The sequence below is a fragment of the Neobacillus sp. 19 genome, from assembly GCF_049463095.1.
Taxonomy (GTDB): domain Bacteria; phylum Bacillota; class Bacilli; order Bacillales; family Cytobacillaceae; genus Neobacillus.
Map to the genome: position 1 here is coordinate 157,210 of NZ_JBMPZU010000035.1, position 16,864 is coordinate 174,073.

Genomic DNA, 16,864 nt, shown 5'->3' on the forward strand with positions numbered 1-16,864 from the left:
ACCGCTGAAAATATTTTCAGCGGTTTTTTTACATGTGGCATGTTCTAGGTACGTTTCTTAAATGGCCTTAGTCCACGACGTTGGATTTCATCTTTTAAAATCTTAATCCATTCCTTTTCCTTTCCAGTTTTTAATGCATCCCGATACGAAACAACCAACTGCTCGTTACTCATAATTTTCAATTTGAGAATGCCCTCCTTGGAAAATGGATTAAATATTCAGTTTTTATTATTGTAATGGTTTTCATAGATTTTGAGAACCCCTATTTAGCAAAATTTAAAAAAGGTTCACAATTAGGTTCTAAAAAGTTGCTTTTTAATTTTATTGAATATTCTTATAAATGTGATAACATGATTTTGAAAGCGCTCTACTTGGAAGCGTTGTTATACTTGTATCTTAGGGGGGATGAATGATGACATCATTATTAAATGTGACAATTGGAAAGCTATTGGAGAAAAAAGCGGAAATACAACCTAACAATGAAGCAGTGATTTATTCAGATCGGAACTTAAGATGGACCTATCGCGAATTTGATGATATTTGCCGAAAAGCAGCAAAGGGTTTTATGAAGCTTGGAATTGATAAAGGCGAGCATCTTGCCGCATGGTCGACTAACACTCCTGAATGGCTTGTTACTCAATTTGCTACAGCTAAAATGGGCGCAGTTCTCGTAACGGTTAACACAAACTATCGTACTTCAGAACTTGAATATCTTTTAAAACAATCTGATGCTACAACAATCCTTTTAATAGATCATTGGAAGGATTCCTCCTATATAGAGATGGTTTATGAAATTGTCCCAGAATTAATGACATCGGAACCAGGGAGGCTAACTAGCACCCGGCTGCCTTTTCTAAAAAATGTCATTGTCCTTGGTAATAAAAGATATCCTGGCACTTTTACCTGGGACGATATTGTCATGCTTGGCGAAACAGTATCAGATGAGAACTTAAATGAGAGGATGAATTCCCTTCATCCGGATGAGGTCATTAATATGCAGTATACTTCTGGGACAACGGGGTTCCCTAAAGGGGTCATGCTTACCCATTACAATATTGTGAATAATGGCTTTAATATCGCTAATTGTATGAAGTTGACAGCTGAAGATCGACTTTGTATTCCTGTGCCCTTTTTTCATTGCTTTGGCTGTGTTCTGGGAACGATGGCTTGTGTGTCCGTAGGCGCTACAATGGTGCCGGTTCAGGAATTCAATCCGAAAAGAGTCTTACAAACCGTGCAAGACGAAAAGTGTACAGGGCTTCATGGTGTCCCAACAATGTTTATTGCCGAATTAAATGATCCCGATTTTGAAACGTACGACCTTTCAACCTTACGAACAGGAATAATGGCAGGGTCAAATTGTCCGATTGAAGTAATGAAGGCAGTCATTGAAAAAATGGGAGCTGCGGAAATTACTATTGCTTATGGTCAAACAGAATCATCCCCAGTGATTACGCAAACAAGAACAGATGACCCAATCGAGCTGCGGGTTGAAACAGTAGGAAAGGCCTTACCTAACGTGGAAGTGAAAATTGTCGAGCCCGGCACAAATAGAGAAGTTGGCCGGGGTGTGCAGGGAGAGCTTTGTACACGAGGATATCATGTCATGAAAGGATATTATAAGAACACGACGGCTACACATGAGGCCATTGATAAAGAGGGGTGGCTCCATACAGGTGATTTAGCCATAATGGATGAAAATGGTTATTGTAAAATCACCGGCCGCTTAAAAGATATGATTATTCGAGGTGGGGAAAATATTTATCCACGGGAAATTGAAGAGTTTCTCTACTCCCATCCGAAAGTACTTGATATACAGGTAATTGGGATTCCGGATCAAGTATATGGTGAGGAAGTTATGGCTTGGATTATCTTAAAAGAGGGAGAAACGGCTAATGCCGAAGAGATAAGGGAGTTTTGCAATGGGAAGATTTCCAAACATAAGATCCCCCGTTATATTGAATTTACGAATGCCTATCCGATGACAGCTTCAGGAAAGATTCAAAAATTCCGTCTAAGAGAAACAGCAATAGAGATTGTAAAAAATTAACTTGCCGTTAGGAAAGAAAACTCTATCTTGTTGCACATTGCCTGTAAAATTGATTATACTAGTACATGGACAATACCGAAAGGAACGATGGCAAGAATGATTCATTTGACTTGGCGAGATCGGGAAACAGGAAAAAAAGTAAAATGCATTCATACTGATGCAAAAAAATACCTTGTGAATAATGCCTTAACAGTCGGTAACATTTATGATGTAAAAAACGAAACGGAAGAGTTTTATTACATCATTGATAATACCGGAAAAGTTGGCGGGTTTTACAAGGAATATTTTCAAAATCTATAATTTAACAAGGACAAAGGGTCAGAACCTGTAAAGGAATCTGACCCTTTGTTATTTCTATTTACCGGGCGTCGGGGAATACTCTTCGGATCGTATCAGAAAACTCGTCTATGAAACCGGAAAACGGTCGGCCATTTCGAATATCACCGGCATAGCTATTCATCCGTTGATAAAAATCCGGGTTTACCGATACATATACATTATCGATATCAGAATCGACTGATTTTACTGCTCGCGAAATTTTATTCTCAATATCTGAGGTCAATTCATTTCGCGATTTAGAGTCAAGCTTTACGGCAACATAGGCGTTATTATCGGTTACGAGAATGTTTGCATGATCAACCTCAGGCAGGTCTGTTACTTTACCGGCCGCTTTGTCAGCAATTCTTATTTTTGATTGATTGTTTCCAATATTATTCATATTGTCATTGCGGACATCTGTAATATTGGTTCGATTTCGGTCAAGTCCGCGATTGCTTGTATCAACACCTGTGATGGCAGGTCCTCCGTTATTTGGGGTATTATAATTTACTCTGGTTGGGTCTGTTACGTTTCGATTGCGGTAGGCTACATCATCATTGACATTGTTCCGTGCACAACCTGATAAATATAAACTAAAGATAAGGGTTCCAATTACCAATACACTTTTTTTCATGTCATTTTACACTCCTTTAATCTAAGTTGTACATAAATTAGCTTGTCTAATTAACCAAAATCTATCCCGCCTACATTTTGGTTAATACTAAAATAAATGTGATAAAATGAACTTGATTTGAAATCATTATCGAGGTGTTTTGATTGGTTTACTTTTTTGTTGGATTGGGTGGCATTGCAGGGAGTTTGCTCCGCTATTTTTTATCAATTTTAGGAGAACATTTTTGGGGGAGTCATTTTCCAACCGGCACTCTTTTCATTAACTTATCTGGGGCGTTTTTTCTTGGCTGGATAACAAGCAGATGGGTGAACCGGAAAAAGCTGCCTCCCTATATATTGACAGCCCTAACAACGGGGCTTGTTGGTTCTTATACGACATTTTCCACCTTTTGCTATGAAACAGTCCATTTATTTGAAGGAAGGGAATATGCCTTTGGAGTCCTTTACATATGCATCAGCTTGGTTGGCGGGCTTTTTTTTGTTAGGGCAGGATTGAAAATAAGTGAATTTGGAATAAAGGAAGAGAGGTAGTTCCATGAGCGACATCCTATTGGTTTCAGCGGGGGGATTTATCGGGGCAATCAGCAGGTTTGCAGTCAGTCAACAAGTTCAAAAACGGTATAAAACAGGCTTCCCAGTAGGAACATTAACAGTCAATTTTATTGGATCCTTTCTATTAGGTTTGTTAATTGGGATGCAGATAAAAGGCGGAATTTATTCTTTATTTGGAATTGGATTTATGGGAGCTTTTACGACTTTTTCCACGATGATGCTGGAAGCCGAGCAGCTAAAAAGTGCCAAAAAAAATAAGCTATTTAACAGCTATATCATTTATAGTTACCTAATCGGAATAGTGCTGGCTTTTTGCGGCATTATGATCGGAAAAATGATTAAATAAAAGAAGCATTCATCATGGAATGCTTCTTTTTAATAGGCGTGATTACTTTTGTTTCACGGGGACAGCTGCTGCTGGTTTTTGCGATTGATACAGTTTACGGCTGATCATAGTTTGAACGGTTAGGAATATTCCGCCAACGACCCAATAAAGGGGCAATGCAGCAGGGGCACTAAAGGAAAACATCACAATCATTAACGGTGACATTAATCCCATAATTTTCATTTGCTGCTGCTGGGCTGCAGGCATATTGGATTGTGAAACCTTAAATTGGAAGTAATACACAAGCCCGGCAATAATTGTGATGATGATGTCAGGATGCCCTAAATTAAACCATAAAAATTTATGAGTTGCAATTTCCTTTGAGCCGCGGATGGCATAATAAAATGCTGTTAAAATAGGCATCTGAATCAAAATTGGCAAACATCCCATATTCAAAGGATTGACACCATGTTTTTGATATAGTCCCATCATTTCTGCTTGAAGCTCTTGCTTTTTCTTAGGATCTGTTTCTGTTTTTAATTTCTTTTGAATGACATCCATTTCAGGTTTTAAAACATCCATTTTTTCCTTCATGGCCATTTGATTTTTATATTGCTTTAACATTAATGGCATGAGGACAAGTCTGATCATCAAGGTAACGATAATGATCGCTAACCCGTAGTTTCCATTGAAGAGTTCAGCGGTTGCATGAATAATCGTTGAAAAAGGATGGACAAAATAAGTTTGAAAGAATCCACCACTATTTCCGTTTTGTGCATTTGATGAGCAAGCTGATAAAAGTAATGTTGGCAAGACTAAAAGAGCTGCCAGTAGGATTGAAGATCGTTTCGTTTTCATATTTCCTCCTAAATTGTTGTCTGAATTTGTTAGGTAAAAAGGAAGGAAATATGATCTTCTGAATCATCCTGTGAGCATTCTTTTCTACGAATATATTTAACAATTCTTTTCAGAATAAAGTTTCCGGTTAATCCATTTCTTTTTTGGTAAAAACCCAACGGATGAATAATTTTTGTGTTTGCAGGATCAGAAATGGAGCCAATAAATGAATATTCCACACCCCATGCCCATAAAAGCTTTAAGGTAATACCGAAGTAAATGCTAATATAAAGCGCATTTAAGGCATTTATATCTGAAATATCAATAAGCAATTGAAACAAAAATTATCACCTCACCTGTTTAGCCAATGATATGAGTATATAGTAGAATAGCAAAATAATCAATTTAAACTAAGGGATATTACTTGAATGGAAAGACTTCCTAACAGCTAGATGTTGATGAAAAAACACCAATTCCTGCAGAACTGGTGTTTTAAGTGTTATTTTTGTACTTTATTCCAATGTGCTGTAAGAAGTTGCAAGGCAAATTCTACCTTTTCTTCAGTTGGCGGCTCAATATGTTTTAGCGGATATTCGTGTCCAAGTGCTTCCCATTTATATACCCCAAGCTTATGATAGGGAAGAATTTCAATTTTCTCAACATTTTCTAGCGTGCCAATGAATTCACCAAGCTTTTGCAGGTCTTCGGGATCGTCAGAGACAGTCGGGACTAACACATGCCGTACCCAGATTGGAATTCTTCGATCTGATAAAAATTTAGCAAATTCAAGGATATGATCATTTGCCATGCCTGTCAGCTGAATATGTTTTTTTCTATTGATATGTTTTAAATCCAATAGGACTAAATCAGTATACTTCAAAAGCTCTTCTAACTGTTCAATAAATAGCTTGGAATGTGAGAAACAGCCCCCGGATGAATCAATTGTCGTATGGATTCCTTGGCGTTTACATTCCTTAAATAATTCTATCAGAAAAGGGATTTGCAATAACGGCTCACCGCCACTAACAGTAATCCCGCCTCCTGAAGCCTGAATGAAAGGGAGGTAGCTCATTAGATCATCCATGATTTCGGAAACGGTTATTTGTTTGCCTGAGCCGATTTCCCATGTATCTGCATTATGGCAAAATTGGCAGCGCAAAAGGCATCCTTGAGTAAAAATAACATAACGAATCCCAGGGCCGTCCACTGTTCCTAATGTTTCAATAGAATGAATATTTCCGTTCATGATGATATTCCCCTTTCATTAATAAGGCAGGAGCTCCTCAAAGGAGGGGAGCCCCCAGAAATTCAGGTTATAGTGATTCATGGAAGGTACGGTTAATGACGTCTAGTTGTTGTTCTTTTGAAAGTTTAATAAAGTTTACCGCATAACCTGATACTCGAATTGTTAATTGCGGATACAACTCTGGATGTTCCATCGCATCAATCAGTGTCTCACGATTAAAGACGTTTACATTCAAATGATGTCCTGTTTTTATTGCATAGCCATCTAAGATAGAAACTAAATTACGAATTTGGCTTTCTTCTTCTTTGCCAAGTGCTTTCGGAACAATTGAAAATGTATTGGAAATCCCGTCCATAGCATCCTTATATGGAAGTTTGGCAACAGAGGATAGAGAAGCTAATGTTCCTTTCGTATCGCGGCCATGCATCGGGTTAGCACCAGGTGCAAATGGTTCCCCCGCACGGCGTCCATCAGGTGTATTTCCTGTCTTTTTACCATATACCACGTTAGAGGTAATCGTAAGAATAGATAAAGTATGGACAGAATCTCGATATGTGTGATGCTTGCGCAGCTTTTTCATAAAAGTTTGGACAATTTCAACAGCGATGCTGTCCACGCGGTCATCATTATTTCCGTATTTAGGAAAATCGCCGGTAACTTCAAAATCGATTGCAATCCCGTTTTCATCACGAATTACTCTGACCTCACCATATTTAATCGCACTTAGTGAGTCAGCGACAACACTCAAGCCGGCAATACCTGTTGCCATTGTACGTAGAATTTGTGTATCGTGTAAAGCCATTTCAATGCGTTCGTAGCTGTATTTGTCATGCATGTAGTGAATAATGTTCAAGGTGTTAATATAAAGTCCTGCAAGCCATTCCATCATGTTGTCAAATTTTTGCATAACTTCTTCGTATGTTAATACTTCTCCGGTAATTGGCTGATATTCTGGACCAACTTGAATTTTTAATTTTTCATCGACCCCGCCATTGATTGCGTACAATAAGGCTTTTGCAAGGTTTGCCCGGGCACCAAAGAATTGCATTTGCTTGCCGATTTCCATCGCTGATACACAGCAGGCAATTCCATAGTCATCACCATATTCAGGACGCATAATATCATCATTTTCGTATTGAATGGAACTAGTTTTGATTGACATTTTGGCACAATATTTCTTAAAGTTTTCTGGCAGCATTGGAGACCATAACACGGTTAGGTTTGGCTCTGGAGCTGGTCCTAAATTATCTAGAGTATGAAGGAAACGGAACGAGTTCTTTGTTACCAATGAACGGCCGTCAAGCGCCATGCCCCCGATAGATTCTGTTACCCAGGTTGGATCACCGCTAAACAATTCATTATAATCAGGTGTACGGGCGAATTTTACGAGACGGAGCTTCATGACAAAATGGTCAACAAGTTCCTGAGCTTCTATTTCTGTTATTAAGCCATTCTGTAAATCTCTTTCAATATAAATATCAAGGAAAGTTGACACGCGGCCAAGGCTCATTGCTGCCCCGTTTTGCTCCTTAATGGCTGCCAAGTAGCCCAAATATAACCATTGGAATGCTTCTTTTGCAGACTCTGCAGGGCCAGATATATCAAAACCATAACTATTGGCAAGTTCTTTCAATTCTTTCAGTGCACGGTATTGTTCGGAAAGTTCCTCTCGTAAGCGAATGTTTTCTTCGGACATCACGCTGGACGTATGTTTGAAATCTTTTTGCTTTTCTTTCATTAGGAAATCAACACCATATAAAGCGACCCGGCGATAATCACCGATAATCCGTCCACGTCCATAGGCATCTGGAAGTCCGGTAATAATTCCAGCCTTTCGAGCCTTCAGCATTTCTTCTGTATAGGCATCGAATACACCTTGATTATGTGTTTTACGGAAATCGGTAAAAATTCTTTCAATTTCAGGGTTTAACTCGTAACCGTATGCTTCACAAGCTGCTTTCGCCATTCGAATCCCGCCGAAAGGCTGCATGGAACGATTAAAAGGTTTATCTGTTTGTACACCGACAACTTTCTCAAGTTCTTCATCAAGAAAGCCAGGTCCATGGGAAGTGATAGTAGAAACAGTTTCGGTGTCCATGTCCAGGACCCCGCCATTTTCACGTTCTTGCCTAGTTAGCTCCATTACTTGTGCCCATAGTTTGTTGGTTGCATTGGTGGCACCGGATAAAAAGGCGTCATCGCCCTCGTAAGGGTTGTAGTTATTTAAAATAAAGTCACGTACGTTTACTTCTTTTGTCCATGTTCCCTTCCTAAATCCTTGCCATTGTTCCATGATTTTTCACCTCTTAAATTTTTAAGAAAATATATAACAGATTTTCTATTTAAATCTTAATATAAGTATAACAGGCGAAATGTGAAAAGTGTCACACAAAAAGGGTGAAATTGTTAAGATATTGTGAAGTGTTGTTATAATGGGGTTTTTAGGGGGTAAATATGAAAACTATGTGAACGTAGAGTAAATTCAATTTCAAACTGTACTATAAAAATGTAGGTGTATTGATAAACTGTTATATAAGAAAAAATCAATGTTAGCAACGTGTGAACAGTGAAAATGGGGTAGAACAGAGGATTTTATGAACTAAAAAAAGCAGGAGAAAGAATCCTGCTTTTAATCGACAACAATATAGGCAATCATTGGGCCGTTATGAGATCTGTCAGAATGAACTTCACAGATTAAACGATAGGTCCCCTCTTTGGCAAATTGAAGTGAAACAACTGTTTCTTCTCCTTTTTTTACAGTTCCTTTAATATTGGTCCCTTCAATATAGAAAGGGTGCTTATCCCCATTAATCCCACTAATAAGCAGCTTAACTTTTTCTCCTTTTTCAAGAATTATTGTGCCGGGATCCCAACGGTAGGCTTCTAGTTCTTTCCCATCTTTCGTTTTCGTCTTAAATTCCGCTGTAACCATATGAATTTCGCGAATTTCTGTTTCTGATTGTTGATTAAAGACAGTGCTATCTCCAGCTTTTAGCATAAACCACGAGGAAATGCTGGCAAGTACAACACCAACTGCTAAAACGAAAAGCAGTGTTTCCTTTTTAAAGACTAAAAATTTCATCCGACTAACCTCCCACAATTTGTCCTAATTAATACTTATGCATGGGATGGTAGTAAACTTGTCTATTTTATTAACTTTTATTTCTTAATCTACCCCTATAAAAATTTACACTAGCTTCGAGTATTCGTTTCACAACGGTTGAACTATATAAAATCTGTCTAGAATAAAAACTAACCAATGATCTATTATGGTATATTTTTCTTTGTTTTTGCTGTTGAACAGTTTATAGTAAAATCAGGAATGAAAAAATAGGTGGTAATCTTGTTGGGGATTAGAAAAGAAACAATATTAAAAGCGTTGAAATTTATTTTTCCAATGTTTTTATTAATTTTTGCCATTCTCGAAATTAAAAAATTCACCGGTAATTTGAATGTTCAATTACTCAAGAATGAAATAGCTCAGCTAAATTTCTGGAGGTTATTATTCATCTTGGCGATTACCTTTGCAGCTGTTTTACCGATGCTGTATTATGATGTCATCTTAGTGAAGGTTTTAAAGTTAAATGTGTCTAAGAGAGAACTGTTCGAACAATCCTTTATTGCTAATTCTTTTTCTAATTTAATTGGTTTTGGCGGTTTAATTGGGGCCATGCTGAGAACTTACTTTTTTCATAAGCTGGAGCAGGACAAGCGGAAGCTTTTAGGAGTCATTGCATCTGTTTCACTTTATTATCTAACCGGGATTTCTCTTCTAACCTGGATTGTAACGACAAGGTACCGGCATTTCCCGCTGTTTGTTGATACAAAGTGGCTTTATTTCGCTGTTTTAGCTGTGGGATTGTATTTACCCATTTTTTTATTGATCCATATGATTAAGTCTAAAAAAGATAATCAATCATTAATTAGTGCTAACGTAAGTATCAAGCTGATTGTAGTTTCTGTTATCGAATGGTTTGCTGTTTTTGCAGCTATATTCGTATTAAGCAAGATACTGGGAATCTCGATCTCTTTTGAGAATCTTTTTCCTGTTTATATCGTTGCTGCCTGTGCCGGAATTATCAGTATGATTCCCGGCGGGCTTGGTTCATTTGATTTAGTATTTATTTGGGGAATGCAGGATTTACAAATACCTGAAGAGAAAGTCCTTGTTCTTCTTTTATTTTACCGAATTGGGTATTACTTCATCCCTTTTTTGATCAGCCTTGTTTTTTTTGTCAAGCTTTATTGGGAACGATGGAACCAATCCTGGAATTATCTTCCTAAAGCGATTGTCCAAGGATTAAGCCATGTCATTTTAACCATGCTCGTTTTTTTATCGGGGCTCATCCTGCTTTTATCTGCTAGTGTCCCAGGCATCATGTCAAGGTTAAAGATTGCCCAAGAACTGCTTTCGTTTCCTATTATTAATGTATCACATCAGCTTTCGGTCGCTGCCGGCTTTTTACTGTTAGGATTATCACGCGGGATTGAATATAGTGTGAAAAGAACATATGATTTGACGATGCTTGCGTTGATTCTTGCTGCATTATTCTCTATTTTCAAAGGAATCGATTATGAAGAGGCGATATTTTTAATTATTGTGGCACTTTTACTTCGAATGTCAAAAGGACAATTTTATCGCGAAAGTTATGTTCTTACATGGGGGAAAACAATTTTTGATGTTACCGTTATTTTAATTATTACTTCCATGTACATTTTGATCGGATATTTGAATTTACCTATTGCAAAATTAACCATTCCGGCAAAATTTTTACCTTATGTCATTGATGATTATTATGACTTGTTTAAGAGTGCTGCTATTGGTCTTGTGATTGCATTGCTAATCTTGTTTACCGGTTATTTAATCAGCTTGTCGAAAAAATGGAAATTAGAGAAATCACTTGGACATGAAAAGGAAATAATGGACCATTTAACAAAGTATAATGGAAAGGTATTATCACATTTAATATTTTTGCATGATAAATATATTTTTTGGAATAGCCAAAAAAATGTTCTGATCTCGTTCCAGAAGTATGCGGATAAATTAGTCATCTTGGGAGACCCGATTGGTGAAAAAGCGGAATTATCAAACGCAATTGAGGAATTCCAAGAAATTGCTGACCTCTATGGTTTCACGCCTGTTTTTTATCAGGTTAGTGATGAAATGCTTCCATATCTACACGGACATGGATTTGCCTTTTTTAAATTAGGTGAGGAAGCCTTTGTTGATTTAAAAAGTTTTTCACTTACAGGAACTAAAATGAAAGGGCTAAGGGCCTTAAAAAATAAATTTAATCGTGAACGCTTTTATTTTGATTTAGTAAAGCCGCCATTTTCTCCAGTTCTGCTCGATGAATTAAGGGGTATTTCAAATGAGTGGCTTCAGGGCAGAAAAGAAAAGGGTTTTTCACTTGGCTTCTTTGATGAACCATATTTGAATATGGCTCCCCTTGCCATAGTAAGAGATGAGCATAAACGAATTCTAGGTTTTATGAGTATTATGTATGTATACGACAACAATCAGACCGTTTCAGTTGATTTGATGAGAGTAACGCCTGATGCACCAGCAGGTACGATTGATTTTCTGTTTCTTTCGTTAATTGACTGGGCAAAGGAACAAGGGTACCTGCGTTTTAATATGGGAATGGCACCGCTTGCCAATGTTGGGCTGTCGAGATTTTCCTTTTTGAGTGAAAAAATAGCCGCCCAAATCTTTCTCCACGGCCATTTTATTTACCATTTTCAGGGGTTAAGGAAATTTAAGCAAAAGTATACGGATATTTGGGAGCCTAAATATCTGGCATATAGAAGAAAAACTTCCTTGCCATTTATTATGGCACAAATCACTTTGTTAATTTCGAAAAAAAGAACATAGCTTGTGATCGGTTAGGATAATCCTTACCGGTTTTTTTTTACGACATCTTTCTTTTTTTGAAGAATCTGTTAAAATCAAATAGGGATTAAATGTAAAAGGTAAGGGTGTAAACGTGTGAAAAAAATTATTTCTGTTATTATCATTGTATTATTTTTCCTTACTTATCAAATGAATATCTTTGCACAGGGAATAGAACAGTTGGATCTGAAAAGTGAGAGTGCTGTTTTATTAGATTCCGACACTGGAGCAGTACTCTATGAAAAAAATGCTAATGAAAAAATGTACCCTGCCAGTGTGACAAAAATTGCGACAGCTATTTATGCGATTGAAAAGGGCAACTTAGATGGTATGGCAACGGTAAGCGCAAATGCCGTTCGGCAAGACGGAACACGTGTTTATTTAGTAGAAGGAGAACAGATGCCATTAAAACAGCTGATTCAGGGTATGCTGATTAATTCAGGTAATGATGCTGCAGTCGCAATTGCTGAATATCTCGATGGGTCGGTTGAGAAATTTGCTGAAAATCTAAATAGCTACTTACAAACAAAGATTGGGGTTAATGATACCCATTTTACAAATCCGAGTGGGTTGTTTGATGAGAATCATTATACAACTGCTATGGATTTAGCCCTAATAACTAATTATGCTATTAAAAACCCTGTATTTGCTGAAATCTTCGGCACAAAAGTGCTTGGGTGGAAGGGGCAGTCCTGGGAGACCACTCTGCTTACACATCACCGGATGCTAAAAGGGGAGCTTCCCTACCCGGAAGTCACAGGAGGAAAAACGGGCTATACCAGCCAAACGAAACAAACTTTAGCTACAACTGCCGATAACGGAAAAATCAAGCTGACAGCTGTTGTGTTAAAATCTGATCTCAAAAATGATAAGTATCAAGATACCGCTTTGCTATTTGATTATGGTTTTAAAGGCTATCAGCACGCGGTCCTTAAACAAGGAGAAATTTATAAAAGCGAGGACAAAGAATTTTATCCTGAACAGGATACTGTTATTACTGAGAATGTAGAGGGCTGTGTAAAAAAGATAAATCCTGATGGCGTTCTTTCAATTGAAGACCAAAATGGAAAGGTGATTCATACAATCCAATTAAAATATAAGGAATTACCGATGCCCAAGATTGCACCTGTTAAAACCAAAAAGGCTAAAGAAGAAAATAACCAACAGCTAATCCAAGTGAATGCACTTGTTGGAATGGCTATTATTGCATTTGCAGCTGCGGTGATTGGTTTCGGTCGAAAAAGGACAAAAGCTTCTAAAAATGCATAAGGGAAAAAGCCATGGAAAGGTTAGACCGATTCCATGGCTTTTTTTCATACCAAATTTACTTGTCAATTGTGATGGGACGAGAATCGAAAGAGGAGGGAGAGTCGATTTGATCTTTATCGTCGACAAAACTTCGTGTACCAACAAAGTCACTTTTATCGCCAAAATTTTGACCATAGCCCTGGTTTTTTTTATCTGAATTATGCCATTCGGCCAATAGGTTTTGACCGATATTTACGGCTGAAGCATTTTCAAAGGAATTAATTTTAATCATAAATATATTAATATTAATATATGGAGCCGGTGCTGGCATCTGATCCCTCCTTATCCTTGCTATTAAATATATGCGATTCCTATTCAATTATGAAGCAGGAGTAATAGTTGGTTTAAATTACAAGGCAGATTAGTAAGATGGAAGTAGGGATGTTTAATATGCTAACGTAGAACGTGGTTATTTTACGAGAAAATGAAGGGGGGGGTGAACCGATGGATATGGATAAATTAAAACAATGGATGGACATCGCAAAGAATATGCATGGGGGAGATTTCTGGAACAATATTTTTGATCAGGATTTCGCCAAGCAATTTATGAACGACCAACAATTTACCCAGCCATTCACGAGCCCTGAAGGAAAATCCAATCGGGCTGAAAATAATTCTCGAACCTTTCCCGCAATTGATTTATTAGAGAGTGATCAAGAAGTTATTGTGATGATAGAGCTCCCAGGGGTGATGAAAGAAAACCTAGAATTAGGACTGAATGGCAATATTCTAACCATTAAAGGCAAAGCCTTACCAATCCACCCACAATTGAAAATAACCTATTCTGAAAGATTTTATGGTGAATTTCAGCGTCAAATTACTTTACCGGATTCTATAAGTCCCGCTCAATTAAGTGCTAAATTTTGGAATGGGATTTTATTCGTAAGTTACCAACGAGCCGTTGAGAAAGGAGAAATTATTCCTATCGACTAATCCGGTTAACAGCTTTTATTTGTGAATCGAACATTCTTTGTTCGTTCTTTTTTACGATTGGACATGTTAAGCTGTTTTCTCCATATAAATGATGTAAGGTATAAAATAAGGGAGTTTGTGAGCATGTCACTTAAAAATTTATTCCTTATCTTCAGGAATCATGATGTTGAAAAGGAACTACAAAAAAAATTACTTTCCTTAGAAATGAATATGGAAGAGCTGAAAAAAGCGCTGCAAGAGTACAAGGAACAAAAGGAAAAGGATACGCAAACATCGGATCCTCCCATCATCATTGAAAAAATTAATATCGAAAAAATCATTTTAGATAAATATGAATTAAATAATAATTTTGGTCAGCTTGGAATTAAAGAATTAAAGGGTAAATTAAATATTGGAGCCACCTATGGAAGTGAGTTTATACCGAAGAAAGATGGGGAAGAGATGGTTGAGAAAAAGCAAAATGAAAAAGTGAAAAAGCCATCACCAGATAGCGGTCCGAAGGTTAACATTTATTCGAAAAAAGAGAAATAAAAAGACTAAAGTTGGAATCCTTTAGTCTTTCAAAACACCTATTGCAGCCTGCTCTCTACCTGCTGGCATACTTCATCTGCTGACATCCCGTTTGCATCGATTACTGAGCCTTTTGTAAAAGTATCCTGCATACCCATCACGTTTGAATCAAGACCAGTAACAACACAACAGTCACAATTTTGTGCGTCTGATTCCTGCTTTAGTTCTACCACGTCGTACCCTTTTTCCCTAAGTGCTTGTTGAATATTTGTAAGAGATTGTTCTACTCCAACTGTTGCCATACAAAACACCTCCTCCTGTAAATTATCTTGCCGAAATTCACGGTAAATATTCTGTATATCCAGCAATAATTGTCCAAAAGATAATAGGGGAGGTGTGTCAAATGGGAAAACGAAGCAAACGAAAAGCTGATCCATCCACCATCGGGCTTAGCTCGCCACAAGTAGAGGGTCAAGGAACAACAACAACAGAAACGGGTTCTAGAGAAGAACCGTCTTCAAGACGAAAGCAAAAGCGATACTAAAACAAAAAAAGAGGATGTCTAGGTAAGGGCTCCCCTATCTAATACATCCTCAACCTAATTTATTGGTACATTTCCGCAACTTGCTTCTGAATTTCATCATTTTCAAGGTATTCATCATAAGTCATTTGCTTATCCACTAAGCCATTTGGCGTAAATTCAAATATTCGATTGGCAATCGTTTGAATGAACTGATGGTCATGTGAAGCAAAAAGCATAGAACCTTTGAAATTGATTAATCCGTTATTAAGCGCTGTGATGGATTCTAAGTCTAAATGGTTTGTTGGTTCATCAAGGAGTAGAACGTTTGCGCCGTTTAGCATCATTTTAGAGAGCATACAGCGAACCTTTTCTCCACCGGAAAGAACACTCGCTTTCTTTAACACTTCTTCTCCGGAAAATAACATTCTTCCCAAAAATCCGCGCAAGAAGCTTTCACTATCATCCTTTGGAGAGAATTGACGAAGCCAATCCACGAGGCTTAAATCACTGTTTTCAAAATACTCGGAGTTATCCTTAGGAAAATAGGCTTGAGATGTAGTGATACCCCATTTAAATGTTCCGCTGTCCGCTTCCATTTCACCCATTAATATTTTAAAAAGCGTTGTTTTTGCGACTTCGTTTGTACCAACTAATGCTATCTTGTCGCCTTTATTCATAAAGAAGCTGATATTATCAAGAACTTTTACCCCATCAATTGTTTTCGTTAAACCTTCCACACGTAACAAGTCATTGCCGATTTCACGTTCAGGTGTGAACCCCACAAACGGATAGCGTCGTGATGATGGCTTAATGTCATCAAGGGTGATTTTATCTAAAAGCTTTTTCCGTGAGGTTGCCTGTTTGGATTTTGAGGCATTCGCGCTAAAGCGGGCAATAAAACTTTGTAGTTCTTTAATTTTTTCCTCTTTCTTTTTGTTTGCGTCCGATGCCATTCTAGATGCTAATTGGCTTGATTCATACCAAAAATCATAATTCCCGACATAGATTTGAATTTTACTGAAATCCAAATCAGCGATATGGGTACATACTTTATTTAAGAAGTGACGGTCGTGGGAAACAACAATAACAGTGTTTTCGAAATTAATTAAGAAATCTTCAAGCCATTGAATCGCTTTAATGTCTAAGTGGTTTGTCGGTTCGTCCAGCAGTAATACATCCGGTCTGCCAAACAATGCCTGCGCCAGCAATACCTTTACCTTTTCGGATCCGGTTAATTCTGCCATTTTTTTATCATGCAGGTCCTCGCCAATGCCCAGTCCCTTTAATAGAATCGCTGCCTCTGGTTCTGCTTCCCAACCGTTTAATTCAGCAAATTCACCTTCAAGTTCGGCAGCCTTCATGCCATCTTCATCAGTGAAATTTTCTTTCATATAAATAGCATCCTTTTCCTGCATGACTTCATACAGTCTTGAATGCCCCATAATAACAGTTTTTAAGACATCAAATTCCTCATATTCAAAATGGTTCTGTTTTAAGACAGCCATTCGTTCATTTGGCCCAAGTTGAACCGTTCCAGTTTGTGCTTCAATCTCACCAGATAAAATTTTTAAAAAAGTGGATTTTCCGGCGCCATTTGCGCCGATTAGCCCGTAGCAATTACCAGGTGTAAATTTAATATTCACATCCTCAAATAATTTACGGTCACCATATCTTAAACTTACATTACTTACAGTAATCATCTAAAAACATCCTCCAAAAAACATATTGCTTTAAAT

19 protein-coding genes are annotated in these 16,864 nt (G+C 37.5%); 9 read left to right on the plus strand and 10 right to left on the minus strand.

From position 1 onward, the window contains the following. Positions 1–44: 44 nt before the first annotated feature. Positions 45–173 carry a sporulation histidine kinase inhibitor Sda gene (gene sda, locus ACO1D1_RS12230; protein ID WP_411675496.1) on the minus strand — a complete coding sequence of 43 codons (129 nt, stop codon included), beginning with the start codon at positions 171–173 and terminating at the stop codon, positions 45–47. A 239-nt stretch (positions 174–412) separates the two neighbouring features. On the opposite strand from sda, the gene ACO1D1_RS12235 reads away from it, so the two are divergent. Continuing rightward, complete coding sequence (locus tag ACO1D1_RS12235) at positions 413–2,050, plus strand: AMP-binding protein (RefSeq protein WP_423336102.1); 1,638 nt, start codon at positions 413–415, stop codon at positions 2,048–2,050. A 96-nt stretch (positions 2,051–2,146) separates the two neighbouring features. Continuing rightward, positions 2,147–2,350, plus strand: a complete 204-nt coding sequence (locus ACO1D1_RS12240; RefSeq protein ID WP_149872728.1) for a DUF6501 family protein — start codon at positions 2,147–2,149, stop codon at positions 2,348–2,350. A 58-nt stretch (positions 2,351–2,408) separates the two neighbouring features. Here ACO1D1_RS12240 and ACO1D1_RS12245 read toward each other — a convergent pair whose 3' ends face one another. After that, positions 2,409–3,002, minus strand: a complete 594-nt coding sequence (locus ACO1D1_RS12245; protein ID WP_149870624.1) for a YhcN/YlaJ family sporulation lipoprotein — start codon at positions 3,000–3,002, stop codon at positions 2,409–2,411. 143 nt (positions 3,003–3,145) lie between these two features. Here ACO1D1_RS12245 and crcB point away from each other — a divergent pair, with 143 nt between their 5' ends. Together crcB and ACO1D1_RS12255 are read left to right on the plus strand one after the other, a co-directional pair. Beyond that, positions 3,146–3,532, plus strand: coding sequence for a fluoride efflux transporter CrcB (gene crcB / locus ACO1D1_RS12250; RefSeq protein ID WP_423336081.1), 387 nt, complete (start codon positions 3,146–3,148; stop codon positions 3,530–3,532). 4 nt (positions 3,533–3,536) lie between these two features. Next, positions 3,537–3,899, plus strand: a complete 363-nt coding sequence (locus ACO1D1_RS12255) for a fluoride efflux transporter FluC (RefSeq protein ID WP_149870622.1) — start codon at positions 3,537–3,539, stop codon at positions 3,897–3,899. A 42-nt stretch (positions 3,900–3,941) separates the two neighbouring features. On the opposite strand, the gene yidC is transcribed toward ACO1D1_RS12255, so the two are convergent. From yidC to ACO1D1_RS12280, 5 genes are all read right to left on the minus strand, one after another. Continuing rightward, positions 3,942–4,736, minus strand: a complete 795-nt coding sequence (gene yidC, locus ACO1D1_RS12260) for a membrane protein insertase YidC (RefSeq protein WP_149870621.1) — start codon at positions 4,734–4,736, stop codon at positions 3,942–3,944. A gap of 29 nt (positions 4,737–4,765) precedes the next feature. After that, positions 4,766–5,056 carry a hypothetical protein gene (locus tag ACO1D1_RS12265; protein ID WP_149870620.1) on the minus strand — a complete coding sequence of 97 codons (291 nt, stop codon included), beginning with the start codon at positions 5,054–5,056 and terminating at the stop codon, positions 4,766–4,768. A 158-nt stretch (positions 5,057–5,214) separates the two neighbouring features. Then, a complete protein-coding gene (pflA, locus tag ACO1D1_RS12270) occupies positions 5,215–5,961 on the minus strand; it encodes a pyruvate formate-lyase-activating protein (RefSeq protein WP_149870619.1) in 747 nt (248 codons plus the stop codon). A 67-nt stretch (positions 5,962–6,028) separates the two neighbouring features. Further along, positions 6,029–8,254: a formate C-acetyltransferase gene (gene pflB / locus ACO1D1_RS12275; protein ID WP_423336082.1), complete on the minus strand. Its 2,226-nt coding sequence runs from the start codon at positions 8,252–8,254 to the stop codon at positions 6,029–6,031. A 336-nt stretch (positions 8,255–8,590) separates the two neighbouring features. After that, on the minus strand, positions 8,591–9,043 hold the full coding sequence (locus tag ACO1D1_RS12280) for a cupredoxin domain-containing protein (protein ID WP_149870617.1): 453 nt from the start codon (positions 9,041–9,043) through the stop codon (positions 8,591–8,593). A gap of 264 nt (positions 9,044–9,307) precedes the next feature. Between ACO1D1_RS12280 and mprF the strand changes: the two genes are divergently transcribed. Continuing rightward, entirely contained in the window at positions 9,308–11,836 is a 2,529-nt protein-coding gene (mprF, locus tag ACO1D1_RS12285; RefSeq protein ID WP_423336083.1) for a bifunctional lysylphosphatidylglycerol flippase/synthetase MprF, read from the plus strand. 114 nt (positions 11,837–11,950) lie between these two features. Beyond that, positions 11,951–13,123, plus strand: coding sequence for a D-alanyl-D-alanine carboxypeptidase family protein (locus ACO1D1_RS12290; protein WP_423336084.1), 1,173 nt, complete (start codon positions 11,951–11,953; stop codon positions 13,121–13,123). A 55-nt stretch (positions 13,124–13,178) separates the two neighbouring features. Here the strand turns inward: ACO1D1_RS12290 and ACO1D1_RS12295 are convergent, their stop codons facing one another. Next, on the minus strand, positions 13,179–13,433 hold the full coding sequence (locus tag ACO1D1_RS12295) for a hypothetical protein (RefSeq protein ID WP_149870614.1): 255 nt from the start codon (positions 13,431–13,433) through the stop codon (positions 13,179–13,181). 173 nt (positions 13,434–13,606) lie between these two features. Here ACO1D1_RS12295 and ACO1D1_RS12300 point away from each other — a divergent pair, with 173 nt between their 5' ends. Together ACO1D1_RS12300 and ACO1D1_RS12305 are read left to right on the plus strand one after the other, a co-directional pair. After that, positions 13,607–14,095 carry an Hsp20/alpha crystallin family protein gene (locus ACO1D1_RS12300; RefSeq protein ID WP_149870613.1) on the plus strand — a complete coding sequence of 163 codons (489 nt, stop codon included), beginning with the start codon at positions 13,607–13,609 and terminating at the stop codon, positions 14,093–14,095. Positions 14,096–14,218: 123 nt separating this feature from the next. Beyond that, positions 14,219–14,626, plus strand: coding sequence for a hypothetical protein (locus tag ACO1D1_RS12305; RefSeq protein ID WP_149870612.1), 408 nt, complete (start codon positions 14,219–14,221; stop codon positions 14,624–14,626). 38 nt (positions 14,627–14,664) lie between these two features. Here the strand turns inward: ACO1D1_RS12305 and ACO1D1_RS12310 are convergent, their stop codons facing one another. Then, on the minus strand, positions 14,665–14,907 hold the full coding sequence (locus tag ACO1D1_RS12310) for a YkuS family protein (protein ID WP_149870611.1): 243 nt from the start codon (positions 14,905–14,907) through the stop codon (positions 14,665–14,667). Positions 14,908–15,008: 101 nt separating this feature from the next. Here ACO1D1_RS12310 and ACO1D1_RS12315 point away from each other — a divergent pair, with 101 nt between their 5' ends. After that, the gene (locus tag ACO1D1_RS12315; RefSeq protein WP_149870610.1) at positions 15,009–15,149 is read left to right on the plus strand and encodes a YuzL family protein; all 141 of its coding nucleotides are present in this window, start codon (positions 15,009–15,011) and stop codon (positions 15,147–15,149) included. 59 nt (positions 15,150–15,208) lie between these two features. Here ACO1D1_RS12315 and ACO1D1_RS12320 read toward each other — a convergent pair whose 3' ends face one another. Beyond that, positions 15,209–16,828 (minus strand): ABC-F family ATP-binding cassette domain-containing protein, encoded by a 1,620-nt coding sequence (locus ACO1D1_RS12320; RefSeq protein WP_149870609.1) that lies wholly within the window; start codon positions 16,826–16,828, stop codon positions 15,209–15,211. Positions 16,829–16,864: the final 36 nt, after the last annotated feature.

What these genes read in the sequence shown, in the direction of transcription:
- ACO1D1_RS12235 (WP_423336102.1), top strand. Translation starts at nt 413, where the DNA reads ATGACATCATTATTAAATGTGACAATTGGAAAGCTATTGGAGAAAAAA.
- ACO1D1_RS12240 (WP_149872728.1), top strand. Translation starts at nt 2,147, where the DNA reads ATGATTCATTTGACTTGGCGAGATCGGGAAACAGGAAAAAAAGTAAAA.
- ACO1D1_RS12320 (WP_149870609.1), bottom strand. Translation starts at nt 16,828, where the DNA reads ATGATTACTGTAAGTAATGTAAGTTTAAGATATGGTGACCGTAAATTA.
- pflB (WP_423336082.1), bottom strand. Translation starts at nt 8,254, where the DNA reads ATGGAACAATGGCAAGGATTTAGGAAGGGAACATGGACAAAAGAAGTA.
- ACO1D1_RS12305 (WP_149870612.1), top strand. Translation starts at nt 14,219, where the DNA reads ATGTCACTTAAAAATTTATTCCTTATCTTCAGGAATCATGATGTTGAA.
- pflA (WP_149870619.1), bottom strand. Translation starts at nt 5,961, where the DNA reads ATGAACGGAAATATTCATTCTATTGAAACATTAGGAACAGTGGACGGC.
- ACO1D1_RS12300 (WP_149870613.1), top strand. Translation starts at nt 13,607, where the DNA reads ATGGATATGGATAAATTAAAACAATGGATGGACATCGCAAAGAATATG.
- ACO1D1_RS12295 (WP_149870614.1), bottom strand. Translation starts at nt 13,433, where the DNA reads ATGCCAGCACCGGCTCCATATATTAATATTAATATATTTATGATTAAA.
- yidC (WP_149870621.1), bottom strand. Translation starts at nt 4,736, where the DNA reads ATGAAAACGAAACGATCTTCAATCCTACTGGCAGCTCTTTTAGTCTTG.
- ACO1D1_RS12245 (WP_149870624.1), bottom strand. Translation starts at nt 3,002, where the DNA reads ATGAAAAAAAGTGTATTGGTAATTGGAACCCTTATCTTTAGTTTATAT.
- ACO1D1_RS12280 (WP_149870617.1), bottom strand. Translation starts at nt 9,043, where the DNA reads ATGAAATTTTTAGTCTTTAAAAAGGAAACACTGCTTTTCGTTTTAGCA.
- ACO1D1_RS12255 (WP_149870622.1), top strand. Translation starts at nt 3,537, where the DNA reads ATGAGCGACATCCTATTGGTTTCAGCGGGGGGATTTATCGGGGCAATC.
- sda (WP_411675496.1), bottom strand. Translation starts at nt 173, where the DNA reads ATGAGTAACGAGCAGTTGGTTGTTTCGTATCGGGATGCATTAAAAACT.
- ACO1D1_RS12315 (WP_149870610.1), top strand. Translation starts at nt 15,009, where the DNA reads ATGGGAAAACGAAGCAAACGAAAAGCTGATCCATCCACCATCGGGCTT.
- ACO1D1_RS12310 (WP_149870611.1), bottom strand. Translation starts at nt 14,907, where the DNA reads ATGGCAACAGTTGGAGTAGAACAATCTCTTACAAATATTCAACAAGCA.